Origin of the sequence: Actinomadura rupiterrae (assembly GCF_024172125.1) — a bacterium.
Classification (GTDB): Bacteria; Actinomycetota; Actinomycetes; order Streptosporangiales; family Streptosporangiaceae; genus Spirillospora; species Spirillospora rupiterrae.
Map to the genome: position 1 here is coordinate 213,713 of NZ_JAMZEA010000017.1, position 25,411 is coordinate 239,123.

General features: G+C 75.0%; 26 protein-coding genes and 1 pseudogene. 15 read left to right on the forward strand and 12 right to left on the reverse strand.

Going from position 1 to position 25,411, the window contains the following annotated elements:
• The first annotated feature begins 16 nt into the window (after nt 1-16).
• Both FHU30_RS42605 and FHU30_RS42610 read left to right on the forward strand, forming a co-directional pair.
• The gene (locus FHU30_RS42605; protein ID WP_253883427.1) at nt 17-1,327 is read left to right on the forward strand and encodes an ACP S-malonyltransferase; all 1,311 of its coding nucleotides are present in this window, start codon (nt 17-19) and stop codon (nt 1,325-1,327) included.
• A gap of 251 nt (nt 1,328-1,578) precedes the next feature.
• Nucleotides 1,579-3,528: an acyl-CoA dehydrogenase family protein gene (locus tag FHU30_RS42610; protein ID WP_253883428.1), complete on the forward strand. Its 1,950-nt coding sequence runs from the start codon at nt 1,579-1,581 to the stop codon at nt 3,526-3,528.
• Between the two features lie 79 nt (nt 3,529-3,607).
• On the opposite strand, the gene FHU30_RS42615 is transcribed toward FHU30_RS42610, so the two are convergent.
• Nucleotides 3,608-4,036 carry a RidA family protein gene (locus tag FHU30_RS42615; protein ID WP_253883429.1) on the reverse strand — a complete coding sequence of 143 codons (429 nt, stop codon included), beginning with the start codon at nt 4,034-4,036 and terminating at the stop codon, nt 3,608-3,610.
• Between the two features lie 123 nt (nt 4,037-4,159).
• Between FHU30_RS42615 and FHU30_RS42620 the strand changes: the two genes are divergently transcribed.
• Together FHU30_RS42620 and FHU30_RS42625 are read left to right on the forward strand one after the other, a co-directional pair.
• Entirely contained in the window at nt 4,160-4,957 is a 798-nt protein-coding gene (locus FHU30_RS42620) for an HAD-IIA family hydrolase (protein WP_253883430.1), read from the forward strand.
• A gap of 31 nt (nt 4,958-4,988) precedes the next feature.
• Complete coding sequence (locus FHU30_RS42625; RefSeq protein ID WP_253883456.1) at nt 4,989-5,609, forward strand: IMPACT family protein; 621 nt, start codon at nt 4,989-4,991, stop codon at nt 5,607-5,609.
• A gap of 52 nt (nt 5,610-5,661) precedes the next feature.
• On the opposite strand, the gene FHU30_RS46745 is transcribed toward FHU30_RS42625, so the two are convergent.
• Nucleotides 5,662-6,624, reverse strand: a complete 963-nt coding sequence (locus tag FHU30_RS46745) for a phosphatase PAP2 family protein (RefSeq protein ID WP_301324441.1) — start codon at nt 6,622-6,624, stop codon at nt 5,662-5,664.
• Between the two features lie 279 nt (nt 6,625-6,903).
• Between FHU30_RS46745 and FHU30_RS42635 the strand changes: the two genes are divergently transcribed.
• From FHU30_RS42635 to FHU30_RS42645, 3 genes are all read left to right on the forward strand, one after another.
• Complete coding sequence (locus FHU30_RS42635; protein WP_253883431.1) at nt 6,904-7,383, forward strand: DUF1707 SHOCT-like domain-containing protein; 480 nt, start codon at nt 6,904-6,906, stop codon at nt 7,381-7,383.
• 147 nt (nt 7,384-7,530) lie between these two features.
• A complete protein-coding gene (locus tag FHU30_RS42640; protein ID WP_301324442.1) occupies nt 7,531-8,163 on the forward strand; it encodes an HAD family hydrolase in 633 nt (210 codons plus the stop codon).
• 136 nt (nt 8,164-8,299) lie between these two features.
• Nucleotides 8,300-9,124 (forward strand): pentapeptide repeat-containing protein, encoded by an 825-nt coding sequence (locus tag FHU30_RS42645; protein ID WP_253883433.1) that lies wholly within the window; start codon nt 8,300-8,302, stop codon nt 9,122-9,124.
• A 288-nt stretch (nt 9,125-9,412) separates the two neighbouring features.
• Here FHU30_RS42645 and FHU30_RS42650 read toward each other — a convergent pair whose 3' ends face one another.
• A complete protein-coding gene (locus tag FHU30_RS42650; RefSeq protein ID WP_253883434.1) occupies nt 9,413-10,531 on the reverse strand; it encodes a tyrosine-type recombinase/integrase in 1,119 nt (372 codons plus the stop codon).
• 255 nt (nt 10,532-10,786) lie between these two features.
• Nucleotides 10,787-11,521 carry a tyrosine-protein phosphatase gene (locus FHU30_RS42655; protein WP_253883435.1) on the reverse strand — a complete coding sequence of 245 codons (735 nt, stop codon included), beginning with the start codon at nt 11,519-11,521 and terminating at the stop codon, nt 10,787-10,789.
• Nucleotides 11,522-11,643: 122 nt separating this feature from the next.
• On the opposite strand from FHU30_RS42655, the gene FHU30_RS42660 reads away from it, so the two are divergent.
• On the forward strand, nt 11,644-11,868 hold the full coding sequence (locus FHU30_RS42660; RefSeq protein ID WP_253883436.1) for a hypothetical protein: 225 nt from the start codon (nt 11,644-11,646) through the stop codon (nt 11,866-11,868).
• Between the two features lie 56 nt (nt 11,869-11,924).
• Here the strand turns inward: FHU30_RS42660 and FHU30_RS42665 are convergent, their stop codons facing one another.
• Nucleotides 11,925-12,896, reverse strand: a complete 972-nt coding sequence (locus tag FHU30_RS42665) for an RNA polymerase subunit sigma-70 (RefSeq protein ID WP_253883437.1) — start codon at nt 12,894-12,896, stop codon at nt 11,925-11,927.
• Between the two features lie 202 nt (nt 12,897-13,098).
• Between FHU30_RS42665 and FHU30_RS42670 the strand changes: the two genes are divergently transcribed.
• The 3 genes from FHU30_RS42670 (at nt 13,099) to FHU30_RS42680 (ending at nt 16,518) form a co-directional block, all read left to right on the forward strand.
• Entirely contained in the window at nt 13,099-14,556 is a 1,458-nt protein-coding gene (locus tag FHU30_RS42670; protein WP_253883438.1) for an MFS transporter, read from the forward strand.
• Between the two features lie 76 nt (nt 14,557-14,632).
• Nucleotides 14,633-15,169: an ArsR/SmtB family transcription factor gene (locus FHU30_RS42675; protein ID WP_253883440.1), complete on the forward strand. Its 537-nt coding sequence runs from the start codon at nt 14,633-14,635 to the stop codon at nt 15,167-15,169.
• Nucleotides 15,166-16,518, forward strand: a complete 1,353-nt coding sequence (locus tag FHU30_RS42680) for an MFS transporter (RefSeq protein ID WP_253883441.1) — start codon at nt 15,166-15,168, stop codon at nt 16,516-16,518. The genes FHU30_RS42675 and FHU30_RS42680 overlap by 4 nt, the downstream gene beginning before the upstream one ends.
• A 266-nt stretch (nt 16,519-16,784) precedes the next feature.
• On the opposite strand, the gene FHU30_RS46750 is transcribed toward FHU30_RS42680, so the two are convergent.
• Nucleotides 16,785-16,916, reverse strand: coding sequence for a hypothetical protein (locus FHU30_RS46750; protein ID WP_301324444.1), 132 nt, complete (start codon nt 16,914-16,916; stop codon nt 16,785-16,787).
• A 159-nt stretch (nt 16,917-17,075) separates the two neighbouring features.
• A complete protein-coding gene (locus FHU30_RS42685) occupies nt 17,076-17,564 on the reverse strand; it encodes an NUDIX domain-containing protein (protein WP_253883442.1) in 489 nt (162 codons plus the stop codon).
• A 93-nt stretch (nt 17,565-17,657) separates the two neighbouring features.
• Between FHU30_RS42685 and FHU30_RS42690 the strand changes: the two genes are divergently transcribed.
• Nucleotides 17,658-18,197, forward strand: coding sequence for a dihydrofolate reductase family protein (locus FHU30_RS42690; protein ID WP_253883443.1), 540 nt, complete (start codon nt 17,658-17,660; stop codon nt 18,195-18,197).
• Nucleotides 18,198-18,392: 195 nt separating this feature from the next.
• Here FHU30_RS42690 and FHU30_RS42695 read toward each other — a convergent pair.
• A pseudogene (locus FHU30_RS42695) lies at nt 18,393-18,785 on the reverse strand (outer membrane protein assembly factor BamB family protein); the annotation flags it as partial.
• A 46-nt stretch (nt 18,786-18,831) separates the two neighbouring features.
• Nucleotides 18,832-19,152 (reverse strand): outer membrane protein assembly factor BamB family protein, encoded by a 321-nt coding sequence (locus FHU30_RS42700; protein WP_253883444.1) that lies wholly within the window; start codon nt 19,150-19,152, stop codon nt 18,832-18,834.
• A gap of 218 nt (nt 19,153-19,370) precedes the next feature.
• Between FHU30_RS42700 and FHU30_RS42705 the strand changes: the two genes are divergently transcribed.
• Together FHU30_RS42705 and FHU30_RS42710 are read left to right on the forward strand one after the other, a co-directional pair.
• Nucleotides 19,371-20,288 (forward strand): NADP-dependent oxidoreductase, encoded by a 918-nt coding sequence (locus FHU30_RS42705; protein WP_253883445.1) that lies wholly within the window; start codon nt 19,371-19,373, stop codon nt 20,286-20,288.
• A gap of 151 nt (nt 20,289-20,439) precedes the next feature.
• A complete protein-coding gene (locus tag FHU30_RS42710; protein WP_253883458.1) occupies nt 20,440-21,102 on the forward strand; it encodes an alpha-ketoglutarate-dependent dioxygenase AlkB family protein in 663 nt (220 codons plus the stop codon).
• Between the two features lie 138 nt (nt 21,103-21,240).
• On the opposite strand, the gene FHU30_RS42715 is transcribed toward FHU30_RS42710, so the two are convergent.
• The 3 genes from FHU30_RS42715 to FHU30_RS42725 all read right to left on the reverse strand — a co-directional run bounded on the left by FHU30_RS42715 (nt 21,241) and on the right by FHU30_RS42725 (nt 24,826).
• Nucleotides 21,241-22,908, reverse strand: a complete 1,668-nt coding sequence (locus FHU30_RS42715; RefSeq protein WP_253883446.1) for a DUF885 domain-containing protein — start codon at nt 22,906-22,908, stop codon at nt 21,241-21,243.
• Nucleotides 22,909-23,035: 127 nt separating this feature from the next.
• Nucleotides 23,036-23,713 carry a LysE family translocator gene (locus FHU30_RS42720; protein WP_253883448.1) on the reverse strand — a complete coding sequence of 226 codons (678 nt, stop codon included), beginning with the start codon at nt 23,711-23,713 and terminating at the stop codon, nt 23,036-23,038.
• 84 nt (nt 23,714-23,797) lie between these two features.
• A complete protein-coding gene (locus FHU30_RS42725) occupies nt 23,798-24,826 on the reverse strand; it encodes a hypothetical protein (protein ID WP_253883449.1) in 1,029 nt (342 codons plus the stop codon).
• Nucleotides 24,827-25,213: 387 nt separating this feature from the next.
• On the opposite strand from FHU30_RS42725, the gene FHU30_RS42730 reads away from it, so the two are divergent.
• The coding region (locus FHU30_RS42730; RefSeq protein ID WP_372504061.1) for an AAA family ATPase at nt 25,214-25,411 on the forward strand (198 nt) is incomplete at its 3' end.

Genomic DNA, 25,411 nt, shown 5'->3' on the forward strand with positions numbered 1-25,411 from the left:
CGGTTAGGAGTGCGGAGTGACCCCCACCCCGCCCCCGTGGACCTCGCGGCTCGATCACGACGAGGTCTGCGCGTTCCTGTTCCCCGGTACCGGTGCCGCCGGCGCGCCCGATCTGCGCGCGCTGGCGGCGTCGGGCCCCGTCTACGCGCGGGCGGTCGACGACGTCCTGGACGCGGTCGACCAGGCGCTGCCGCCGCCCGCCGCCGAACCCTCCGGCCCGTCCGCGAGTCCGCCGGCGGGCTCGTCCGCGGGCCTGTCCGTGACTCGGGCGGCGGAGGGGGTGCCGGTGCCGGGCGGGTGGCCGTCGATGCGGCGGATCCTGCTGGACGAGCCGGACGACTACCGCGCGGCGGCGCGCGCGCCGGGGGTGGCGCAGCTGGCCGCCTACACCGCCTCGGTCGCGGTCGACCGGGTGCTGCGCGCTGCCGGGACCGTTCCCGCCTTCACCGTCGGGCAGAGCTTCGGAGAGATCGCGGCGCTGGTCTGCGCGGGCGCGTTCTCGGTCGGTGACGGAGCGCGGATGGCGTTCACGCTGGTGGACGTGCTGGCGCGGCGCGGCGCCGGGGGCGGCATGGGGCTGCTGGAGGCGTCCGAGGACGACACGCTGGCGATCATCGCCGAGGCGGCGCGGGAGGCCCGCGCGGTCCGGGAGCGGCAGGCGGTGCGGCGGGCGCACCGGGTCCGTCCGGGCGGGCGGGTCCCGGCGCGCGCGGCGGCCGCGGGGACGGTGGTGGTGGCATGCCTGAACGCGCCGTCCGCCACGGTGGTGTCGGGGCCGGACGCCGAGCTGGAGGCGGTGCTGGAGGCGGCCCGCGACCGGCACGTGCGCGCGGTCCGGCTCGCCGTCCCGTACCTGTCGCACCATCCGGCGATGGCCGGCGCCGACCACGAGTGGTACGAGACGATCCGCCGGTTCCCGCAGCGGCCGCTTCAGGCGCGGGTGCACTCGCCGGTGCGGGGCCGCGCCTACCGCGACGACGACGACCTGCACCGTGCGCTGGCGGACTGCATCGTGCGCCCGGTGCGGCTGCCGGCCACGCTGCGGGAGGTCGCCGAGGCGGGCGCGACGGTGTTCGTGGAGGCGGGCGCGGGCGACGCGCTGTGCCGGTGCGCGCGGCTGACCGTCCCGGACGTGGCGACGCTGGCGCCGCTGCGCGAGCGTCCGCGGCCGGGGGCGACGCCGCCGGTCGGCAAGTCCGCGCCGGGCGTGCTGCCCGAGGACGCCCCGGTCCGCCTGCCCGCGCGCCCGCAGCCGCACGCCGGGAGCCCTGCTGAGCCGCGCGCCGAGTCCGGTGCCGAGGCCCGCGAGGAGGCGCCCGACCACTAGGCCGCCCGCCGCCTCCGGCCGGTGGCCAGGGGCTCGTCGCGTCCCGGCCGCCGGCCTGGCACCGCCGGTCGTGCCCTGTGCCCGGTCACCGGCCCGGCCCCGCGCTTTGGTCACCGGCCTGGCCTCGTGCTCTCGGCTGCTGCTCTCGGCTTCGTCCTCGGGCGCCGCCGCGCGGCCGGGCCTCGGCTGCTGTTCGGCTCCCGGTTCGTTCGCTGTTCTGCCCGGTTCCGTTCTCGTGACAGGAGCGCATCATGACCCGACCGTCCGATCCGTCCTCCGCCCCGTCCCCGGTTCCGCAGGCCGATGCGTCGGGGGTGGTGTTCGAGCCGGGGGCGGGGCCGGTGGAGCTGCCGCCGGACGCGTCGGCGCTGCGGGGGTGGATGCGCGGGACGGTGCCGGACGGGCGGCTGGAGGCCAAGGAGCGGCTGATGATCGCCGAGGCGGTCCCGGCGGCGTACTTCGGCTATCCCGACGGGCTGACGCTGTCGCAGCGGCAGGGCCTGACGTATGAGCGGATGCGGGCGGCGGGCCTTGCGGCGCCGCCGGCGGCCGAGCTGCTGGAGGATCCGCCGCTGCTGTGCGGGCTGCTGGAGCGGTGCGCGGTGGCCGATCCGGCGCTGTTCCACGTGCTGATGCTGCACTACACGCTCGCGCTCGGCCCGATCGTGAGGTTCACCCCGCCGGACGGTCCGGGTCCGCGCGCCGACCGGGAGGCGCTGGAGTCGATGGCGGCGGCCGGGACGCTGCTGATGACCGAGATCGGGCGCAGCAACAGCCACCTGTCGCCGCGGACGCTGGCCCGGCACGATCCGGAGACCGGCGGGTTCGTGCTGTCCACGCCGGACGCGGCGGCGGCCAAGTTCCCGACCAACACCGCGCATCCGGACGTGCCGAAGGTCGCGGCGGTGTACGCGACGCTGGAGCACGGCGGCAGCGAGCGCGGGGTGTTCGTGTTCACGGTGCCGCTGCGCGCGGCGGACGGCTCCACCCCGCCGGGCGTGGAGATCACGCCCGCGCCCGACACGTTCGGGCTGATGGTGGACTACGCCGCCGTGACGCTCACCGGCGTGAGGGTGCCGTTCGAGTCGTGGCTGGGCGACGGCGCGCGGCTGGAGCCGGGCGGCGGGTTCCACGATCCGGTGGGCGGGCCGGGTGAGCGGCTGGTGCGGTCGATGGGGATCGCGCCGCCGGTGTGGCGGGCGGTGGTGTCGGTGTGCGCGGCGCTGGCGCGCGCGTCGGCGGTGACGCTGGTCGCGCACACCGCCGGGCGCGCCACGCTCGGGCGGCTGGCTCCGCGCCGTCCGCTGGGGGACTACCGCAACCAGCAGGAGGCGATGCTCGGCGCGCTGGCGTCGGCGTACGCGCTGACGCTGGTCGCCGACCGGGTGAAGGGGCCGCGTCCGCTCGGGCGGGCGGCGGAGGCGGAGCCTGCGGGGGCGGGCAGCGCAGGCGCGGCGTGGGCGCCGTGGTCGGCGGTGGACCGGGACCTTGCGCTGCTGAAGGCGGCGGTGACCGCGCACACCCAGGACGTGGTCGGCGCGTGCCGGGTGCATGCGGGCGCGCCGGGGTTCGCCGCGTCGCACCGGCTGAACGGGTACCGGGGGCTGGCGCACGCCTACCAGAGCGCCGGCGGGGACAACGAGCTGATCCTGTTCGACACCGCCCGCGCCCTGGCCGCCGACCCGCCCGCTGGCACCGGCCCGGTGCCGGAGGACGGGTCGGAGTTCGGGGAGGACGGGTCGGAGTTCGGGTCGGTGGCGATGTGCCGGGGCTTGGCGGCGTCGCTGGAGCGCGCGCTGACCGTCCGGCTCGCCGACCGCACCGCCACCGGCGACGCGCCGGACGCCGAGGAGGTGTTCACGGCGTGGAACGACAACCTGGCGCTGGCGGCGACGACCGCGCGGATCGCGGCGGACGGGATCGTGCTGCGGATCGTGGACGAGTCGTCCCGGTCGGTGCCCAATGCGGCCGGGGCGCTGCTGGCGCCGCTGCTGCGGATCTACGGGCTGGACTGGATCGAGCGGCGCGCGGCGCTGCTGCTGGAGCACCGCGTCGCCGAGCCGGGGCTGCTGGAGCGGGTGGGCGCCGAGCGCCGCCGGGCCTGCGACGCGCTGGCCGGGCGGGTCGGGGACCTGGCGGCCGCGCTCGACACGCCCGCGCCGGTCGCCGCCCCGACCACCCCGCGCGAACCGGTGCTCTGAGCCGTCCGCGCCCGTCCAGGCGTCCCCGGGCGGGACCACGCCGCACGTTCGTGCGGGGCCGGTGCCCGGCCGGGGCGGGTCAGCGGACGGGGACGACGGCCATGGCGTCGATCTCGACGAGGAAGTCCTCGCGGACCAGCCGCGACACCTCGACCAGGGTCGCGGCGGGGGTGATGTGCGCGGGGACGAACTCGGCGCGGGCGTCGCGGACGGCGCCGACGCCGGTGGCGTCGCGCAGGTAGTAGCCGAGTTTCACCACGTGCTCCCAGGTGGCGCCGGCGTCGGCGAGGACGGTCTGGATGTTGCGGAACACCTGGCGGGTCTGTGCGGCGAGGTCGCCGGGGCCGACGAGGGCCCCGTCGGCGTCGATGGGGACCTGGCCGCTGACGATGACGAGCCGTCCGGGGACCTCGACGGAGATGCCGTGGCTGTAGCCGGGGCCGGCGGGCAGCGCGGCGGGGTCGATCTGGCGGATGCCGGTCCCGGCGCGCAGTTCATGATCGCTCATTGCGCCACGGTAACCGGCCCGTCCGCGTCCCCGCGCCACCGGCCGGGCCGGGCGGCGCAGCACGGCCGGGGGCGTGGCGGGTCGGGGCGCGAGGGGGCCCGGTGGGCTGCGACAATGATCGGTATGAGCGAGCGCAGGCCGATCGAGTCGTGGCTGACGGACATGGACGGGGTCCTGGTGCACGAAGGCCACCCGATCCCCGGCGCGGAGGAGTTCCTGCGGCGGCTGACCGCCTCGGGCAAGCGGTTCCTGGTGCTGACCAACAACTCGATCTACACGCGGCGGGACCTGTCGGCGCGGCTGCACGCGCTGGGGCTGCCGGTGGCCGAGGAGGCGATCTGGACGTCGGCGCTGGCGACCGCGCAGTTCCTGTCGGACCAGCGGCCGTCGGGGTCGGCGTATGTGATCGGCGAGGCGGGGCTGACGACGGCGCTGCACGAGGCCGGGTACGTGCTGACCGAGCTGAACCCCGACTACGTGGTGCTGGGGGAGACCCGCACCTACAGCTTCTCCTCGATCACGCGCGCGATCCGGCTGATCGAGCGGGGCGCGCGGTTCATCGCGACCAATCCGGACCCGATCGGGCCGTCCACCGAGGGGTCGCTGCCGGCGACCGGCGCGGTCGCGGCGATGATCACGCGGGCGACGGGGGTGGAGCCGTACTTCGTCGGCAAGCCGAACCCGCTGATGATGCGGACGGCGCTGAACCGGGTCGGCGGGCACAGCGAGTCGACGGTGATGATCGGCGACCGGATGGACACCGACGTGCGGGCGGGGGTCGAGGCGGGGCTGGAGACGATCCTGGTGCTGTCGGGGGTGACGCGCAAGGACGAGGTGGAGCGGTTCCCGTTCCGCGCCTCGCACGTGCTGGACTCGATCGCCGACGTCGTGGACATGGTCGCGCCCGCGTCCGGTTCCTGACCGGCGGCCGGGAGGTGCTGCCGTGCTGCGCATGATCGCCGTGTCCGGTTCGCACGAGCTGGAGGTGCGCCGGTCCCGGTTCCTGTGCACGCTGGCGCGGGTGGCCGACGAGGGCGAGGCGGCCGCGTTCGTCGCGGCGCAGCGCCGCGCGCACCGCGACGCCACGCACAACTGCTCGGCGTACGTGGTGGGCGAGCACGGTGAGCTGACCAAGAGCAGCGATGACGGGGAGCCGGCGGGGACGGCGGGGATCCCGATGCTGGAGGTGCTGGTCCGGCGCGGCCTGACCGGGACGGCGGCGGTGGTGACGCGCTACTTCGGGGGTGTGAAGCTCGGCGCGGGCGGGCTGGTGCGGGCGTACTCGCAGGCGGTGTCGGAGGCGGTCGACGCGGTCGGGGTGGTGGAGCTGCGTCCGGTCGTGCACGTGGAGGTGACGGTCGGGCCCGCTCTGGCGGGCCGGTTCCTGGGCGATCTGCACGCGCGCGGTCCGCAGCCGGGGGACGTCCGGTACGGCGATGCGGTCCACGCGCGGGTGTCGGTCCCGGCGGACGGCCTGGAGGACTTCACCGCGTGGGCGGCCGAGGTGAACGCCGGGCAGGCGCGGCTGCGGACGGTCGGCACCGGCCACACCGAGGTCCCCGTCCCCTCCTAGCCGGAAGGTGCCGGGGTCGTCCGCGCCGGCTCGGTGGATCGGATGCGGCGGTTCAGGCGCGGCGGTGCCGTCCGGCCGGGCCGCCCGCCTCGGAAGGGCCTGCGTTCCCCGGCGCGCCTGCCGGACCGTACTGCCGGTCTGGAGCCGCGGGGGCTTGCTGTGCGTGGGGGCCTGCGGGGGCTTGCCGGGTGGAGGGCGCTGCGGGGCGGGGCTGGCCGACTCGGGCTTGCGGGACGGGCGGGGTGTGCGGGCCGGGGCCGTCCAGGACGGGCAGGTCGGGGACGGTGACGGACGCTCCGGGCTGCGGCTGCGGCTGCGGGGCGCGGGGTTTTGCGGCGGGGCGGGTGCGTCCGGCGACGGGCATGTCCGCGCCGTGTCCATGTCCGTTCCCGTAGCCGCCCGCGGGTGCGGGTGCGGGGGTGCCGAGGACGAGGGGGCCGAGCGGGTCCCAGCGGCGCAGGCGTTCCACCGCCGGGGTGAGGGGCCGGGCGGCGAGCAGGGACACGGCGGAGGCGGCGGTGAGGCCGACCAGGAAGCCGGCGGCGACGTCGTGGGGGTAGTGGACGCCGACGAACACGCGGGAGAACGCCATCAGCGCGGCCAGCGGCAGGACGTAGGGGGCCAGGGCGCGCCAGGCGATGAGCAGCGCGGCGGCCGATCCGGCGGCGATGGTGGCGTGGTTGCTGGGGAAGGACCAGTCGCCGGGGGCGGGGCAGGCGGCGATGTTCATGGCGTGCGGGACGGCGCGGCAGGGGCGTTCCTCCTGCAGGACGTCCTTGGCGTTGGAGCTGGCCAGGTAGGCGCAGGCCATCGCGACCGGGGCGAGCAGCGCCAGCGCCATCGAGCGCGCGTCGCGGGTGCGGGCGCGCCACCAGCCCGCGGCGAACAGCGCGACGAACGCCAGCAGGCCCGCGTCGGTGCCGACCTCGGCGACGGTGTGCACCCAGCCGGGCGTGCCGTGCGCGAACTCGGTGATCGACCGGTACACCTCGACGCTGATTCCCGGTGCTCGCATGCTCCCCCTTCTCGTCCGGGCGCCGCCTCCTGACCCGGGGCGGCGCGGTCCCGAGGGGCGGCCCCGGGAACCTGTTGATCATCTATCAGACGGCGGGAGTTCACGCTGTGTTCACGACAACGCGACCTAAGTCACTGCTGTCCCGTTTTGGGACGGTCCGGTCGGTCACGCGGGGCGCGCGGTACATCGAAAGCAGTACGGCCGGTTCGTCACCGCCGACGATGCCCGCGCCGGGGTGCCGGGGCGAGACTGGGGGAGAGCCGTCCGAGCAGGAGAAACATGACCCAGCCGCCCGTCCAGCCGCCTTTTCCGCCGCCTGCCGGTCCGTCCGCGCGGACCGGTGTGCGCGCCGATGACCGGGAGCGCGACGCGACCGCCGAACGCCTCGGGGACGCGCTCGCCGACGGCGCGCTGTCGGCCGCCGAGTACCAGGCGCGCCTGGACCGGGCGCTCGGCGCCGCCACCCGCGACGAGCTGGACGCCCTCACCGCCGATCTGCCCGAGTCGCGCAGCGCGGCGGTCCGGGCGGCGGCGCACGCGGCGACCGAGCGGCGGCTCGCCGACCGGCTGCGGTGGCGCAAGGAGATCGGCTACTGGGCCGGCGGCGCGGTGATCATGAACGTGCTGTGGGCGGCGGGGTCGCTGAGCTCGGGCCGCGCAGAGGACTACTGGCCCGCCTGGCCGCTGGGGATCTGGGGCGCGATCCTGCTGTCGTATGTGTTCTGGCCCGAACGCGACAAGAAGGACCGCGCCCCCTGACCGCGCCGCGGTCGGAACCGTCCGCGCAGCCCGTCCGCGCCGCCTGAGCAGGCCGTCTGCGCGGCTGGCTCGGGGAAAATCGCGTCGCGGCGGGCGGCCCCGGCCTGGGAGAATGCTCGATTTGTGGGAATCCTGCACATTTTCGATATGGACGGGACGCTGCTGACGGGCTCGACCGCGAGCCTGCAGATCGCCCGTCACACCGGGACCGAGGCGCAGCTGCGCGCCCTGGAGGCGCGGTTCGCCGCCGAGGAGATCGACACGAAGACGTTCTCGACCGCGCTGTACGCGATCTGGCGGGACGGCCTGACCCCGGCGACGGTCGCGTCCGCCTACGCCGGCAGCCCGTGGCTGAGCGGGATCGGGGAGGTCTGCGCCGACATCCGGGCGCGCGGGGAGCACTCGCTGGTGATCACGATGTCGCCGGACTTCTTCGCGCGGCACCTGCTGGAGCTGGGGTTCGACGAGGTCGTCGCGTCGCGGTTCCCGCCGCTGCCGCTGGCGGGGCCGCCGGAGCCGGGCGACATCCTCACCCCGGCGGACAAGGTCGCGGTGGCCGACCGGGTCCGCGCCGGGCACGGCCTCGGTGTGGACCGCTGCATCGCCTACGGGGACTCGATGTCGGACGCGCCGCTGTTCCGGCACCTGCCGCACACGGTGGCGGTGAACGCCGACCACCACCTGGCCGACATCGCGGCGCTGGACTACCGCGGTGACGACCTCGCCGGCGCCTACGCCCTCGGACGCACCCTGCTCACCCGCGACCACCAGGCACAATGAAAAGGGGGTGCGGCCCGGACCGGCGCCGCACCGACCCGCCACCGGCCCCGGGGCCCCGCGCCCCGGCCGCCATCGCCCACCGGCTCCGGGGACGAACGACCTGGTCCCCGGCGTCCCGTCCAGAACGGCCCCGCCCGTGCCCGCCACATCCCGCATCCCGCTCGACGACCTGCGCGCCGACTGCTCGCGCTGCTTCGGCCTGTGCTGCGTCGTGCTGCCCTTCACCCGGTCCAGCGACTTCGCGCTGACCAAGGCCGCCGGGCAGCCCTGCCCGAACCTGGCCGCCGACCACCGCTGCGGCATCCACGCGCGGCTGAAGGACAAGGGGTTCACCGGCTGCACGGTGTACGAGTGCCTGGGCGCGGGGCAGAAGCTGTCGCAGCACACCTTCGGCGGGCGCGACTGGCGCGCCCATCCGGAGCTGAGGCCGCTGATGACCGAGGTCTACCCGCGGATGCGGCACCTGCACGAGCTGCTGTGGCACCTGCACCACGCCGCCGCGCTCCCCGGCGCCGCGCCCGTCCGCGGCCGGATCGAGCGGATGCTCACCGAGCTGGACGACCTCACCCGCCAGGACGCCGGGACGCTGCTCCAGGCGGACCTGCCCGCGCTGCACGCGGCCGCCGCGGACCTGCTGCGCACCGCCGGCCGGCTGGAACGCCGCCGCCACAACCCGAAACCCCGCGACCACCAGCGCGCCGACCTCACCGGACGCGACCTGCGCGGCGCGGACCTGAAGGCGGCGGACCTGCGCGGCGCGCTGCTCATCGGCGCCGACCTCACCCGCGCCGACCTGCGGCACGCGGACCTGCTGGGCGCCGACCTGCGCGCGACCGTCCTGGACGGCGCGGACCTGTCCTCGGCGCTGTTCCTCACCCAGCCGCAGCTCAACGCCGCCCGCGGCGACACCGCCACCCGCATCCCCACCGACCTGACCCGCCCCTCGCACTGGACGCCCTGACCCGCCCGGGCCGGCGCCCGCTGATCGCGGCCCCTGATCGGCTCATGGCCGATCGGTGCGCCGCTGGGACCGCGCCGGCGGCGTCTCGGGTCGCGCCTGCCGCGCGCGGGTCGACGACGGTGGTGCACGAGCCGCGCCGGGGTGATCTCCGAGCCGGGGAGGTTCCGGGCGCCAGGCATGCGACAACCGAGGCGTGCAACGGCCAAGCGTGCGACGACCGGGCGCGCCCGAGGGGCGCGTCCGATGACCGGGGTGCCGCGTTGGTGTCGCGTTCTCGCGGGTCGGGTGTCAGGGGGTGTCGGTGGCTTGGACGCGGCCGAGGAGGGGGTGGACGCGCATCGCGGCCTCCAGCTCGCCGGGGAGCTCGTCGCGGTAGCGGCCGAGGGTGGACAGGTCGGCGTGGCCGAGGACGCGGCGGACGGCGTCCATGTCGGTCGCGGCGGCGAGCAGGTGGGTGGCGGTGGTGTGGCGCAGGCCGTGCGGGGTGACGGTGCGGCGGTGCTCGGGGTCGACGCGGGCCTGGACGCGGTCGATGACGGCCTGCACGTCGCCGCGGGCGAGGCGGTTGCCGCGCCAGGACAGCAGCAGCGCCTTGGGTTCGCGGCCGCGGTCGAGCAGGGGGCGCCCGCCGGCGAGGTAGGCGTCCAGGACATCGGCGACGGGGCGGGGGAGCGGGACGTCGCGGGTGCGGCCGCCCTTGCCGAAGATCCGCCAGTAGCGGACGCCGGCGTTGACGAAGAAGTCCTCGGCGTTGGCGCGGGTCAGCTCCGACACGCGGGGCCCGACGGCGGCGAGCAGCAGCACGATCAGCGCGTCGCGCAGTTCGGTGCGCTGGTCGGAGCGTCCGGCGGCGGGCGGGGCGGGGGAGTCGGCCAGGCCGCGCGCGGCGCCGACGAGCCCGCCGGCCTGCTCGGCGGTGAGCGCCCGTCGCTCGGCGCGGAGCCCGCCGCGGTGCTTGGGGCGGACGGTCGCGGCGGCCATCGGGTTCAGGTGCACCCAGCCGGACACCACCGCGTGGCGGAACAGCGCCGACACCGACCGGCGGAACCGCGCCTGCGAGGCGGCGCTCTGCACCGCACCCCCCGCCCGCCGCTCCTGGGACGGTCCGGCGCCGCCGCTGCGCGAGGGTCGAGGGGCGCCCGTGCGGGGGGCGGTGCGGGGGTCGGTGGTGCGGCGTCCGTCGGGTTTGCGCGCGAACTTCAGCAGCGTCTCGTCGACGTCCTCGCCGGTGAGGTCGTCCAGGACGCGGTCGGGTCCGGCGAGTTCGGCGAAGGTGTGCACGTCGCGGGCGTACACCTCGGCGGTGGCGGGGGCCAGCGCCCCGGTGGAGCATTTGGCCCGCACCATCTCGGCGTAGCGGTCGACCGCCTCCGCCACCGTCAGCCGCTGCACATCGGTGGGTCGCACCCGCCGGACGTTACCGCCCGCCACCGACAACCCGGGCCCGCGACAGGGAAAGGGCCCCTCCCGGCGCCGGGAGGGGCCCTGTGTCGACGCGGCGCGTCAGGTCCACTGCAACCAGTCGGGCACCCACATGGCCACTCCGCCTCTCAACGTCTCAGCTCTTGTGGATCCCATCCTGCCGGGACGGCCCGGCCCGGCGCATCGTGGCGAGCACGCACTTCCCGCAGCGCCCTGCGCGGACGCCACCGAGGCGTCCCCTCACCCTTGCAGGATCCGTTCCCGCAGCCGCGCGGTCACCTCGTCCCCGACACCGAGGCGGTCACCGACATACCCCTGCACGGACCCGTAGCGTCCGGTGAGGTCGGTCAGGAAGTGCCGCATCACGTCGGCGGGGGCGCGCCCGTACCCGGGCCAGCGCAGCTCGCGGCCGGGGTTGTCGGCGCGCCAGTCGGCGACGAACCGGTCGGTCGCCAGCTCGGTCAGGGCGAAGTCGGCGAGGATGTCGGCCTCGTCCACCCCGGCCAGCGACAGCAGCAGCGCCGCGACCATGCCGGTGCGGTCCTTGCCGGCGGCGCAGTGGAACGCGACCGGCCCCTCGGCGGCGGCGACGACCTCCAGGACGGCCGCGAGCTCCTTCACGCCGTCCTCGGCGACCTCGGCGAACTTGCCGGCCAGGTACCGCCACGGGTCGGCGCCGGGGTCGATCTCGGCCTGGTCGTAGGGCCGGTGCTCGATGCTGAGGTTGTGGTAGTCCAGGCCGTCGTAGTGGGGGACGCGCCCGCGCCGCTCGATCTCCCACGGGTACCGCAGGTCGATGACGGTCGTGACGCCGAGCCCGAGGAACCGGTCCCAGTCCGCGGTGCCGGGGACCAGCTTGCCGAGGGAGTCGGACCGGTACAGCCGCTCCCAGCCGACGGTGCGTCCGCCGTCGCCGCGGTAGCCGCCCAGGTCCCGGAAGTTGTAGAGCCGCTCGAACGCGATATGTCTCCGCACGCGCGCCACCCTACTGTTCCGTCCCGGAATGCCCCGGCACTGTTCAGGCCGGGAATGTCCCGGCCTGAACAGGCCACGCCGGCGCTGGCGGTCCCGCACCGGGCTGGGCGATGATCGGTCCTATGGGGTTGCTGCTGGCCATCGCCGGGGTCTTCGCGGTCCTGCTGGCGCTGGGTGCACTGGTCGACCGGCGGGCGCGCCGGGAGGGGCGCCGCGTGGGCATCGGCGCGGGCTTCCCGTCGGCCATCCGCGAGAACCGCCGCGACATACGCGCCTGGGAACGCGGCACCCACGGAAACACCGGCGAGGACATCTCCTGGATGGCCTCCCGCCACCCCGGCCGCTGACCGCCCCACCGCCGGCGCCGCCCGGCGCCGCGCGGCGGTGAGGCCCCGGGCGGGTGTCAGCCGCGCGGCAGGGTGCGGGGGAACCCGAACGAGGCCGACAGGGACGAACCGGTGAACCGGACGAGCCCCCGGACCTGCTCGCCCCGCAGCGTCAGCACGATCAGACCGCACAGGCGCCACAGCCGCGCGTGCGGATCGGGAAGGTACAGCACCAGCGCGGGCTGGCCGTTGGCGCGCGTCGGCAGCAGCTTCATCTCCTGCCCCTGGTGGAACTGCAGGATGAACCGGGCGACCGCCTCGGCGCCGCGGTAGTCGGTGGGTTCGGGCGGCATCGTCAGCCGCGCGTCGTCGGTCAGCAGCGCCACCAGCTCCGCCAGGTCGAACCGCTGGAACGCGCTGACGAACCGGTCGACCACGGCCGCCTCGGCCGCCGTCCGCGGCACCGGCACGTCCTGCGGACGCGCGCCGGGCGGCAGCCCCGCCCGGGCCCGGAGCAGCGCGCTGTTGACGGCCGCCCGCGTCGTCCCGAGGATCTCCGCCGCCTCCGCGGCCGGGAACCCCAGCACGTCCCGCAGCACCAGCACCGCGCGCTGCTGCGGCGGCAGGTGCTGCAGCCCCGCCACGAACGACAGCGCGATCGACTCGCGCGCGTCGTACCGCGCCTCGGGACCCGGCACCAGGTCGTCCAGGTCACCGGGATACGGCTCCAGCCACCACGGGTCGTCCGGCACCCCCTGCCCGCCGTCCGGCAGCACCACCGGACGCGGGCGGCGCGACTCGCCGCGCAGGAAGTTCAGGCACCGGTTGGTGGCGATCCGGAACAGCCACCCCCGCAGCGACCGGCCGTCGAACCGGCCGATCGAACGCCACGCCGCCAACAGAACCTCCTGAAGCACGTCCTCGGCGTCCTGCACCGACCCCAGGATCCGGTAGCAGTGCGCCTGCAGCTCGCGCCGGTGCGGATCGACGAGCTCCCGGAACGCCTCACCGTCCCCGGCCTGCGCAAGGGCGAGGATCGCCTCGGTCATGGTGGGACTGTCCTTTCGTCCGGCCGCCTGGAAACGGACCTGCCACGGGGAAACAGGCCCATCCGCTCGAAACGGGCCCTGCCCATGGAACACCGGCGGGCCCCCGGATTCATCGCCGCCGCAGCGGCGAATCCGCGCCGCGGCCGGTGCTCCACCTGGTGACACCGTCCACCCGTGCCACCCGTGACCCCTGGAGCCCTCCATGACCGCAGCCGACACCGGCCACGACACCCTCGACCGGACCCCCGCGCCACCCGCCGCGACGCGCCCCTGGCCGGCGTTCGCGCTGCTCGCCGTCGCCTACTTCATGACCGCCGTCGACCTGCTGGTCGTCAACGTCGCCCTCCCCACCATCGGCACCGGACTCCACATCGCCGAGACCGACCTGCAGTGGGTCGTCACCGCCTACGCCATCACCTTCGGCGGCTTCCTGCTGCTCGGCGGCCGCGCCGCCGACCTCCTCGGCCGCCGCCGCGTCTTCACCGCCGGACTCGCCCTGTTCACCGCCGCCTCCCTCGCCTGCGCACCGGCGACCGGCGGGACCTTCCTGATCGCCATGCGCGGCCTGCAGGGCCTCGGCGCCGCCGCCGTCCTGCCCGCCGCGCTGTCCCTGGTGACCGACCTGTTCCCCGAAGGCCCCGCACGCGACAAGGCCCTCGGCATCTGGGGAGCCGTCGGCGCCAGCGGCGCCACCTTCGGCGTCCTGGCCGGCGGCGCCCTCACCCGCTACGCCGGATGGCCCTACATCTTCTACATGAACGTCGCCATCGGCGGCGCCGCGCTGCTGCTGACCCGCCGCCTGGTCCCCGAGAGCCGCCCCGACATCGCGCACCGCCGCTACGACCTGCCCGGCGCCGCCACCATCACCGGCTCCCTCGTCCTCGCCGTCTACGCCATCTCCCAGGCGCCCGCCACCGGATGGACCGCCCCCCGCACCCTGGCCGTCCTCGCCGCCGCCGCTGCCCTGCTCCTCGCCTTCATCGCCGTCGAGGCCCGGGCCGCGGCGCCGCTGCTGCCGCTGCGGCTGCTCCGCCTGACCACCCTCGCCGGCTCCAACGCCGTCGGGTTCCTGCTCGGCGCCGGCTTCTACGGCTACATCTTCATCGGCACCCTCTTCATGCAGCAGGTGCTCGGCTACTCCGCCATGACCACCGGCCTGGCCTGGCTCACCGTCGGCGTCACCGGAGTCGTCCTGGCCGCCCCCGCCCAGGCCCTCGTCGCCCGGACGTCCCTCACACTCGTCATGGCGACCGGCATGACCCTCACCGCGGCCGGGATCCTGTGGGCCGCGCAGGCCCCCGCCCACGCGGCGTTCTGGACCGACCTCGCCGGGCCGCTCTTCCTCACCGGCGCCGTCACCTGGGTGTTCATCCCCGTGTCGATCGGAGCGCTCACCGGCGTCACCGGACGCGACGCCGGTATCGCCTCCGGCCTCATCGACTCCTCCCAGCAGCTCGGCGGCGCGATCGGCATCGCGATCGCCTCGACCGTCGCGGCCTCCCACTCCCGGACCCTGCTCACCCGCGGCCACCCCGCCGCGGACGCCCTCACCGGCGGGTTCCACCAGGCGCTGTGGGCGTGCGGCCTCATCGCCCTGGCCGCCGTCCCCGTCGCGCTGCTGCTGGTGCGCCGCGCACCGACCGCCACCGACCGGCCCTGACCGGCCCTGACCAGCGCGGAAAGACGCCGCGGGAAAGGGCTTGCGCAATGGTCAAGAATCGTTGACCATTGGGCGCGTGCCCGACGATCTCCCCGAGACGCTCCACGTCACCACCGAGGAGCAACTCCGCGCCGTCTCCAACCTCACCCGCCACCGGATCATGGCCGCCCTCCGCTTCGAACCCGCGACGATCACCCAGATCGCCCAGCGCGTCGGCCTCGCCAAAGGCAGCTCCAGCTACCACGTCCGCCTCCTCGAACGCGCCGGCCTGGTCAAAGTCGTCCGCACCCGCAAAGTCCGCGGCGTCACCGAGCGCTACTACGCCATGGCCGCACGATCGGTCGTCCTCCCCGAACCCGCCCCCGGACAACCCGACCTCCTGCTCCGCAACACCGTCGCCGACCTCGAAGCATCCCCACCCGACACCGAACGCCACGTCCGCATGACCCACCTGCGCCTCACCGACCGGCAACTCACCGAACTGGGGGAGAAGCTGCACGCCCTCGCCGACGAATACCGCGCCCTGTCCGACCCCGCCCTCCCCGACGCCTCACTCACCTTCGCCCTATTCCGCCCCGCCCCCCGCCAGGCCCAGGAGACCACCACCGAATGACCCCGCCCGCCCCCGCGACCAAGACACCCGCCGGGTTCGGACGCCTCTGGACCGCGCAGACCATCTCCTCACTCGGCGACGGCGTCACCCACGCCGCCCTCCCGCTGCTGGCCCTCACCGTCACCCGCGACCCCATGGCCCTCGCCGCCGTCACCGCCGCCGGAACCCTGCCCTGGCTCCTGTTCGGCGTCCTCGGCGGCGCACTGGTCGACCGCTGGGACCGCCGCCGCACCATGGCCACCGCCGACACCGCACGCGCGCTCCTGCTCGCACTCCCCGCCGCGGCCGCCGCCCTCGACGCACTCAGCATCCCCCTCCTCGCCGCCACCGCGTTCCTGCTCAACCTCGGCGCGCTGTTCTTCGACACCGCCGCCACCGCCTACCTCCCCGACCTCCTCGGCCGCGACCCCGCCCTCCTGGAACGCGCCAACTCCCGCCTCCGCGGCACCCAGACCGCCGCCTCCGCCTTCGCCGGCCCACCCGCCGGCAGCGCCCTCCTCGCCCTCGGACGAGCCTTCCCCCTGCTCACCGACGCCCTATCGTTCGCCCTGTCCGCACTCCTCGTCCGAACACTGCCCCCCATGCCCGCCCCCGCGCGCAACACCCACGACTCCCTGCTCCGCCAAGCCCGCGCCGGAGCCGCCCACGTCCTCCGCGACCGGCTCCTCCTCGGACTCGCCCTCCGCCCCGCCGTCGGGAACATCGCCTTCGTCGCCGTCGACACCGTCCTGGCCCTGTACGCCCACGACCGCCTCGGCACCGGCACCCTCGGATTCGGCCTCCTCCTCACCGCCGAAGCCGCAGGCGGCCTCCTCGGCTCCGCCCTCGCCTCACCCCTCGGCCGCCGCCTCGGCACCGGAACCGCCCTCACCTGCACCGCCGCAACCGAAGGCCTCGCCATCCTCGCCCTCGCCGCCGCCCCCGACCCCTACACCGCCGGCCTCGCCCTCGCCGCCTGCGGCGCCGGCATGGGCGCCACGATGGTCCTCGGCCCCTCCCTCCGGCAGGCGATCGTCCCCGCCCACCTCATCGGACGCGTCGCCTCCACCTCCCGCATGCTCGCCATGTGCGCCGCCCCCTTCGGCGCCGTCCTCGGCGGCTGGCTCGCCACCGCCTACGACGTCCGCACCCCCCTCTACACCGCCGCCGCCCTCCTACTCGCCATGACCGCCGTCACCGCCACCATGACCAGCAACCGCCGCGTCGAATCCGCCCTCCGCAACGCCGCCACCCGAACTCCTCTAACCCCACTCCGCGCCGGACGGACGGCAACCATGTTGAGCCGGGCAAACGCGGCGTCCGGCTCAACACCGGCCGGGGGAGAGGCCGCCGGGGGAGGAGCGGCTTGAGCAGCAACCGCCCGGCCCGTCACGCCACGGAGCCCGGCGGCGGCCTCCCCGAGATGGCCGATGACGAGACCTGGCACAAGGGCCTCGCTGCTCAGCTTTTGTCCAGCACGGCGGCGGTTGGCAAGCGCGTATGGGGGAGGAGTGCCACCTACCGGGAGGGTGGCGACTTCCTGGACCGGTTCGATGTCGGCGCAGGACTGCGGGCCGGCGGTGCCGTGTGCGCCGCCGGCCGACCTCATACTCGAACTACTGCTGGCGGATCCCGTCTACCAGCAGCCGATGCAGGCGGGGCCGCCTGCGGGGTGGGCGGGGGCGGCGCTCGCGGTACCGGCGAGGCCGGTGAGGGACGCGAGTCCGATTCCCAGGGCGAGTGCCGTCCGGATGGTGAGCTTCTTCATCTGCCGTCTCCTGTCGCCGCGACGCCGTTGTGGCCTTAACGATTGTGCGCGCGGCGCGCCGCGGGTCAAGGGATCGGCGCGATCTTCCCGCGGACTGATCAAACCGAACAGAATCCCCCTTCTGTCCGATATGGCAATCTTTGCGACTTTCGTCCGGATTCAGGGGAGGGGGTGGCGGGACGCCGCCCAGGCGCGCACCGTGCCGGCGGTCTCGGGTGTCACGTCGGAACCGTCCAGCTCCACCGGCTCGAGCCAGCGGAAACCGACATGCTCGTCGCTGAGCACCACGGCGGACGCGTTGGACGGCAGCCCGAAGGTGAACTGCCGCGCGCGGCGGCCCGAGCCGGTCAGGTAGTCGAACGTCGCGACGAACCCGGCGTCGAGGTCGAGCGGGCCGTCCCAGCCGATCTCCTCGGCGAGCTCGCGGGCCAGCGCGTCCGCGAGGCTCTCGCCGTCGTCGACGCCGCCGGACGGGAGCTCTTCGATTCCGGGTAGGAACGGGTCGGTGGGAGAGCGGCGCAGGATCAGCACCTTGCCCTGGTCGTGCACGACGGCGCCGACCACGAGCTTGCCGATGCCGTCCCGGACGGCGCGCGCGGCCAGGCGCGGCAGGTCCAGGTCCGGCGCGTTCACGGTCGGGGCGCTCATCCGGACGAGCGTAGCGACACCGCGTCCGGCCGGGCGATGAATTCCGGCGCGCGGCGTGGTCGTTCCTCGAAAGCCCGAAACGTGGGAGGACGTATGGCCGTGCAGTACCAGTGCGCGATGTCGCTGGACGGGTTCATCGCGGGACCGGGCGGTGACATGGGGTGGATGGCCGGGTACCTGTCGCCGGACACGTCCGCCGGCGACCTGATGGCGGGGACGGGTGCGCTGCTGGTGGGGCGCCGCACGTTCGGCGGGGACGATCCGCACAAGGGCACCGAACACGAGGGCGAGCCGTACGGGGGAGGCTGGGAGGGGCGGCAGTTCGTCCTGACGCACCGGATCCCGGAGCGGCCGGTGCCGGGGGTGACGTTCGTGGACGACCTGGAGCGCGCGGTCGCGGCGGCGCGTGAGGCGGCCGGGGAGAAGAACGTGGGTGTGCTCGGTGCGCAGGTCGCGGCGCAGTGCATCGAGGCGGGCCTGCTGGACGAGGTGTACGTGACGGTGCTGCCGGTGCTGCTGGGCGACGGCGTCCGTTTGTTCTCGCATCCTGGCGGCCGCAGCGTCCGCCTGGAGCAACTACGGACAGTGACAACGCCCGGCGCGACAAGCCTGCTGCTCCGCGTCGTCCGCTGACACCACCGTCCGAACGCCGCGCGCCGCCTGCGGCCGGCGACGCGTCTCCGTCGTCCCGCAGCGCACGACGCACGGCGATCCCGCGCTGCGGATGTCCGTTTCACCCCTCCTTCTGGCACTCTCCCCCTTGGTTGATAATGCACATTATGTCAAGTAGCTTCCCGGGAGCCGCCGATAGGGGCGGTTCGTCCTTCGTCAGCGGAGCGCGATGATGCCAGCGTTGGTGCGGATGTAGAGGGTGTCGTCCGCTTTCAGGACGGCTCTGTCGCCTTCGTCGTAGCCGTCGTCGGGTTCGTCGACGAGGTCGTGGGAGATCCGCTCCCCCGTCTCGGCGGTCCAGAGCGGCGCGCCTGTGGCGGCGTCGAGCGCGGTGATCTCGCCGCTGCCGGTGGCCGTGTACACGACGCGGTCGTGGATTTCGGGTGCTGCGGCGATGCTCGGCAGGGTGTGCGTCCAGCGTGTGGTGTTGGAGGCGATGTCGATGGCGTGCAGGACGATGTCGGCGTCCTCCGGGGAGGGTGAGGACGGGCTGCCGCAGACGGCCAGGGCTGCGTAGACGGTGCCGTCCGCGACGGCGACGGCTTCGGTCGAGGACGACTCGAGGGCGGGGTCGAAGCGGTGGCACCAGAGTTGTTCACCGGTGTGCGGTCGGGCAGGAGGCGGTGGGGCCGTCGAGGGTCCGGACGAGTTCTCCCGAGTGCAGGTCGTGGACGTGGAGGCCGGACGTCCCTTCGATGAAGAGCCGGTCGTTCCATGCCGCGGGGGTGAGGGAGAACGCGTAGCCGTTCTCCCTCCAGTCGACTGCGGTGTCGCTGTTCCGCCAGTGTTCGGCGCCGGTGAGGGCGTCGAAGGAGTAGACGTGACCGTCCGCGTCGACGGTGATGAGGGCGTCGCCGACGAGAGCGGGCGCGGCGATCAGCGGGGCGAGGGTGCGGGCGGTCCATGCCTGTTTCACGGGGGGTGTCACCGTTTCTCGGTCGTCGGGGTGGCCGGGGCGGTCGGGGGGCCAGCATCCCGGACGTCGAACCGCATCGTGGACGCGGCGGGGAGCAGGGGGCCGGAGCCTGGGGTTGCGGGTCCTAGGGAAGCGGCTCCGCTCCTCAAGGGGTGGTGAGGGGCGGGAGGATCGGCGTGCGCCGCGGATGTCGGCGGGTCGAGTGAGGGGTGGGTGCGGTGAAGGCGGTGCGGTTCCATGAGTACGGGGAGCTGGACGTTCTGCGGGTGGAGGAGGTCGGGCGTCCGGTGCCGGGGGCGGGGCAGGTGCTGGTGCGGGTGCGGGCGGCGGGGATCCAGCCGGGTGAGGTGATGATCCGGCGGGGTGCGCGGCACGGGCGGTGGCCGGCGAGGTTCCCGTCCGGGCAGGGCAGCGATCTGGCGGGTGTGGTGGTCGAGGCGGGGCCGGAGGTGCGGGGGTTCGCGGTGGGTGACGAGGTCGTCGGTTTCACGCACGGCCGGGCGAGTCACGCGGAGTTGGTGGTGGTTGAGGATGTGAACCTGGTCCCCCGCCCGGACGGGTTGGCGTGGGAGGTGGCCGGGTCGCTGTATGTGGCGGGGACGACCGCGTATGCGGCGGTGTTCGCGGTGGATCCGGGGCCGGGTGACACGGTGGTGGTGTCGGGTGCGGCGGGTGGTGTGGGGTCGCTGGCGGTGCAGTTGGCGCGGCGGCGCGGTGCGGTGGTGGTCGGGTTGGCGAGTGAGTCGAACCATGCCTGGTTGGAGGAGCACGGTGTCGTCCCGGTCGCGTACGGGGACGGTGTGGGTGAGCGGATCCGTCAGGTGAGCGGCGGGAAGGTGGACGCGTTCATCGACACGTTCGGTGCGGGCTATGTCGATCTGGCGGTTGAGCTGGGCGTGCGGCCTGAGCGGATCAACACCTCGCGGGACTGGGCGGCGGCGGCGCGGGTCGGGGCGCGGACGTTCGGTGAGGGCGCGGCGGCGTCGGCGGTGGTCGTGGGTGAGCTGGCGCGGCTGGCCGCGCGGGGTGAGCTGGATGTGCCGATCGCGCGGACGTATCCGCTGGAGCGGGTGCGGGAGGCGTTCGCGGAGTTGGAGCGGGGCCACACGCACGGGAAGATCGTCCTGGTCCCCTGACCTGGGAGGTTCTGGGGGGCGTCGTGTTATCCGGGTGTTCGGCGGGTGAGGACGAGGACGAGTTCGTTCGCCTGGCCCTGGCTCCGGCCGGGTGCGGCGGAGTGAGCGGCCGGTGCGGGGCGGGGGCGCCGGTTCGTGGTGGTCTGGGAGGATCGGCGGGGTGGAGGCTTTGGTTCCGCGGCCGGCGCGTGAGGTGGCTGCGGGGGTGGTGCATGTGCCGGGGTGGCTGGACCTGGACGCGCAGGCGGAGCTGGTGGTGGCGTGCCGGGGGTGGGCGCGGGGTCCGGCGGGGATGCGGCGGGTGCGGTTGCCGGGCGGTGGGGTGATGTCGGTGCGGACGGTGTGCCTGGGCTGGCATTGGGAGCCGTACCGGTATGTGCGGCAGGTGGACGGTGTGCCGGTGAAGCCGTTCCCGGGGTGGCTGGGTGATCTGGGGCGCCGGGGTCTCGCGGACGCCGCGCGCCTGTCCCCCGCCCTGACGGCGGATCCGTATGCGCCGGATGTGGCGCTGGTGAACTTCTATGACGCCGACGCGCGGATGGGTCTGCATCAGGACAGGGACGAGCGGAGTGTCGCGCCGGTGGTGTCGCTCAGCGTCGGTGATGCGGGGGTGTTCCGGTTGGGGAATCCTCTGGGGCGGGGGCGGCCGTGGCAGGACGTGGTGCTGGAGTCGGGTGATCTGCTGGTGTTCGGGGGGCCGAACCGGTTGGCGTTCCACGGTGTCACCAAGGTCCTGCCGGGGACGGCGCCGCGCGGGATCGGTCTGGACGCGGGGCGTTTGAACCTGACTCTCCGCGTGACCGGCCTCCCCTGACCCTCGTCCCCGACCCTCTCCCCCGCCTCGCCTCTCCCCCGGCTCGCGACTCGACTCCCTGGGCTCGCGGCTCGTCCTCGCCGGTCCTGCTCCCCCGGCCGGGGCGGTCGGGGCGTCCGGCCGGGGGGAGGTGGTGGGTCAGGCGGGGCGGGTGAGTTCGGCGCGGAGGCGGTCCAGGCCCATGGGGCCGAGGTCGAGGGCGTGCTGGTGGAAGGCCTTGAGGTCGAAGGCGTCGCCGTCGCGGCGGCGGGCGGTGTCGCGGGCCTCCAGCCAGATCCGCTCCCCGAGCTTGTAGGCGATGGCCTGGCCGGGGCGGCCGAGGTAGCGGTCGATTTCGAAGGCGACTTCGGCGGGGGTCATGGCGCCGCCGTGGAGGGTGAGGAACTCGCGGCCGAGGTCGGCGTTCCAGGTTTCGCCGTCGTGGAAGCCGGTGCCTTCGGGGATGGGCAGCTGGAGGTGCAGGCCGATGTCCAGGACGACGCGGGCGGCGCGGAGCTGCTGGCCGCCGGCGAGCATGCCGAGGCGGTGGGCGGGGTCGCGGTAGTAGCCGAGTTCGTCCATCAGGCGTTCGGCGTACAGGCCCCATCCTTCGCAGTGGCCGGGGTGGAGTTCGCTGGCGGTGCGCTGGAAGCGGTTGAGGGTGGTGGTGTTGAGGGTGGTGGCGCCGAGTTGCAGGTGGTGGCCGGGGACGCCTTCGTGGTACATGGTCGCCGGGACGGTCCAGGTGATCATTTCGGTGTCGGGGGCGGGGACGGTCCACCAGACGGTGCCGGGGCGGGAGAGGTCTTCGGCGGGGGCGAGGTAGTAGATCCCGGACGGGACGGGCGGGATGCGGCAGTCGATGGTGCGCAGGGCGTCGGGGATGGTGAAGTGGGTGCCGTCGAGGTCGTCGATGGCGCGGTCGGCGAGGTCCTGCAGGTGGCGGCGGAAGTTGTCGGCGCCGGTGACGCGGTGGGCGGGGTCGTGGTCGAGGGCGGTGATGACTTCGGCGACGGTGGCGCCGGGGCGGATGCGGGCGGCCTCGTCGGCCATGGCGGTCTCGATGCGGGCGAGTTCGGTCCAGCCCCAGGCGTAGGTGGCCTCCAGGTCCAGGGTGGTGCCGAGGTTGTCGCGGACGCCGAGGGTGTAGCGGTCGCGGCCGAGCGCGTCGCGGGTGGGGGCGTGGGGCGCGAGGTCGGTTTCGAGCCAGGTGGCGAAGTCGTGGAGGGCCGCGGCGGCGTCGCGGGCGGCGGTGGTGAGCGGCTCGGCGAGGGGCCCTCCGCCGTAGCGGGCGTAGCGTTCGGCGAGGTCGGTGAGGTAGGCGGGGGCGGTGTGCGCGACCTGGATGTTGCGGCGGATCTGGCGGATCGCGGCGACGCGTCCGCGCCGGCGTGCGGCGGTGAGGGAGGTTCGGAGGCCGGTGAGGGCTGCGGGGAGGGCGGTGAGGCGCGCCAGGACGGGTTCCCAGCGGGTGGCGGGGCCCTGGTCGAGGAGTTCGACGGCTTGGCGGAGGCGCTGGAGGGGGCCGTCGGTGGTGTCCAGGGCCTCGTCGCGGACGCCGGCGTCGTCCAGGGCGATGTCGGTTTCGAGGCGGTCGCGCAGGACGCCGGCGGCGATCCGCTCGTGGTCGGTGCCGGCGAGGGGGGTCTTGTCGAGGGCGGCGAGGGTGGTGCGGGACAGTTCCGCGCGGGCGGCGTCGCCGTCGGGGCTGTAGTCGGTGAGCCGGTCGTCCTGGCCGGCGATGCCCATCATCGCGGCCAGGCACGGGTCGAGTGCGGCCATCTGGTCGACGTACCGGTCGGCGAGCGCGTCCAGGGAAGTGGTCATCGCCCCAGCGTAGAGCCCGAGGTGATCATCTCCGGACGGTGGTGGCGGGGGTGGCCGGTGGGGCCCGGAGCGCCGCCGGGCCGCCGTGGTCCCCCGCCGGTCCCCCGTCGGTGGCGTGGTGGGCGGGTCAGGCGGAGTCGGTGGCGAGGCGCAGCCCGAACCCGAGCAGGACGATCCCGGAGACGCGTTCGAGGGTGCGGCGGACGCGGGGGCGGCGCAGGACGCGTCCGGCGCCGCCGGCCAGCCACACGATCGGCGTGTACCAGACCAGGTCGACCAGGGCCCACAGCGCCGACAGGGCGATGAGGGCGAGCGGGACCGGGACGCCGTGCGGGACGAACTGCGGGAGGAACGACACGGCGAACACGCCGGCCTTGGGGTTGGCGAAGCTGGTCACGACGCCTTGCCGGTAGCAGCGTCCGACCCCGGTCGGCGCGGCGTTCCCGCTGCCGCCCGCGTCCGCGTCGGACGCGTCGGCAGCGGCAGTTTCCCCGGTTTCAGCGGTTTCGGTGGTGGTGCGGCGGCGGGACTGCCAGAGGGCGCGGAGCCCGAACCACACCAGGACGGCGGCGCCGACGATGCGCAGGCCGTCGTAGGCGACGCGGGAGGCGATCAGCAGGGCCGACAGGCCGAGCGCGGCGGCCAGGCCCCAGGCCAGGACGCCGGTCTCGTTGCCGAGGACGGTCGCGAGTCCGGCGCGGCGTCCTTGCTTGGCGGCCCGCTGGACGATGACGACGGTGCTCGGGCCGGGCACCATGGCGATGAGGAACGCCGCGCCGAGGAAGGCGGCCAGTGTGTTCAGCACGGGATCATCCTCACCGCCGGACGCCCTGCCCCACAAGGCACTGGGCCCACCGAGCCGATCGGAGCGGCCTGCGGGCCGGACGGTTCAGACCGAGCCGCCGTCGCCGCCGCCGGAGGTGCCGCTCGGGTCGGGGGTGGTGGGGGTGCTCGGCTGCGGTGTCGGTTTGGGCATGGGGGTGGCCGGGACGGTGGTGGGGCTGTCGGGCGGGGTCTGCAGGGACGGTTCGGACGGCTGCGGCGGCGGGTTCTTGACGTCCGGCTGGCAGGCGAACAGCACGACCAGCAGGACCGCCAGCACGGCCAGGACCCCGGCGAGGGTGAGGATCGCGGCGACCAGGCTGCGTTCGGGCGGCTGCTCGACCGGGAGCGGCGCGGCGGCTCCGGCGCCCGTCCCGGGGCGGGGCGCGAGCGCGGGTTCGCCGTTGCCGGACCAGTACGGCTGGAACAGCGGTCCGCGGCGCCGGATGCCGCCCCAGCGGCCGCGGAGCGCTCCGTGCGGCACGACCGGCTCCAGGAACCGTTCGGCGCCGGTGGAGCGCCCGTCGTAGGCGGTCGCGACCCAGGGGGCGGGTCCGTCGGGTTGGGCGGCGAGGACTTCGGCCACTCCCCCGCCTCCGGGGCCGTCCGCGCCGGGGATCCCGTCGGGCGCGGCGAACTGCGGCCGCCCCTGCCCCGCACCGGCGTCCTGGCCGGTGCCGGTGCCGGTTTCGGTGAGCGTGGACGCCGCAGCGCCCGGAACACCCGGGCCCGTGCCGCCTCCCCCGGGAACTCCTGCCGCTCCCGGCGCGCCGGGGGCGCCGGAACCGCCCGGAACCCCTGGTGGGGGCGTCTGACCGGCCGGGGTGCCCGAGGACGGCCCGGGCGTGCGGCTGTACGGCCGTCCTGGTGTGCGGCCGTGTTCGGGGCTGGGGAGGGCGGCGAGGATCGCGGCGCGGAAGCGGTCGCGGGCGGCGGCGTCCTCGGCGGCGTCGCGGGACAGGACGGCGAGGCTGGCGCGGCGTCCGTCGTCGTCCACGGCGAGGTAGACGATCCCGGCGGCGGTCTCGGTGAGCCGGGCGGTCAGCCGGAACGGGCCCAGCCGGACGGGGTCCCCAGAAGGCAGCGGCCGCGACATGCCCGCCAGCCTAACAACACCGGCCGGTGCGCAGGCCCGGCACGGCCGCCCGTCCCTACCCGCGCCGCACCCGCGCAGCGTCCGCGCCGCACCCGCGCAGCGTCCGTGTTACGTCTGGGCTGCGCGTGTCCGGGGGGCGTCACGGGTTCGTTCCGGTGCCCGGCGGATCCCTCTGGAGGGGCGGTGGGATAGGGGCTGGGGGCCGGGGTGGGGTGTTCCCCGCCACACCCCCGACAGTGATCGCGTAAGGTCGGAAATGGGGACGGCCCGGCCACGGGGTATCCCCTTGTGGAGTCCGCGGAGTCGCGGCCGCCCTGGGGTTTCGGGGGCGGGTGCGGCCGCGGGTGCTTCGCCGTCCGTCGCCGTCCATCCAGTGAGGTTCCGCAGATGACCGTCGCCGCCCACGACGTCGACCAGGCCGCCGCGCTGCTCCAGCGGACGGTCGCGGAGGTCAAGAAGGTCATCGTGGGGCAGGAGCACATGGTCGAGCGGATGGTGGTGGCGCTGCTGGCGCGGGGCCACTGCCTGATCGAGGGTGTGCCGGGGGTGGCCAAGACGCTGGCGGTGGGGACGCTGGCGCGGGTG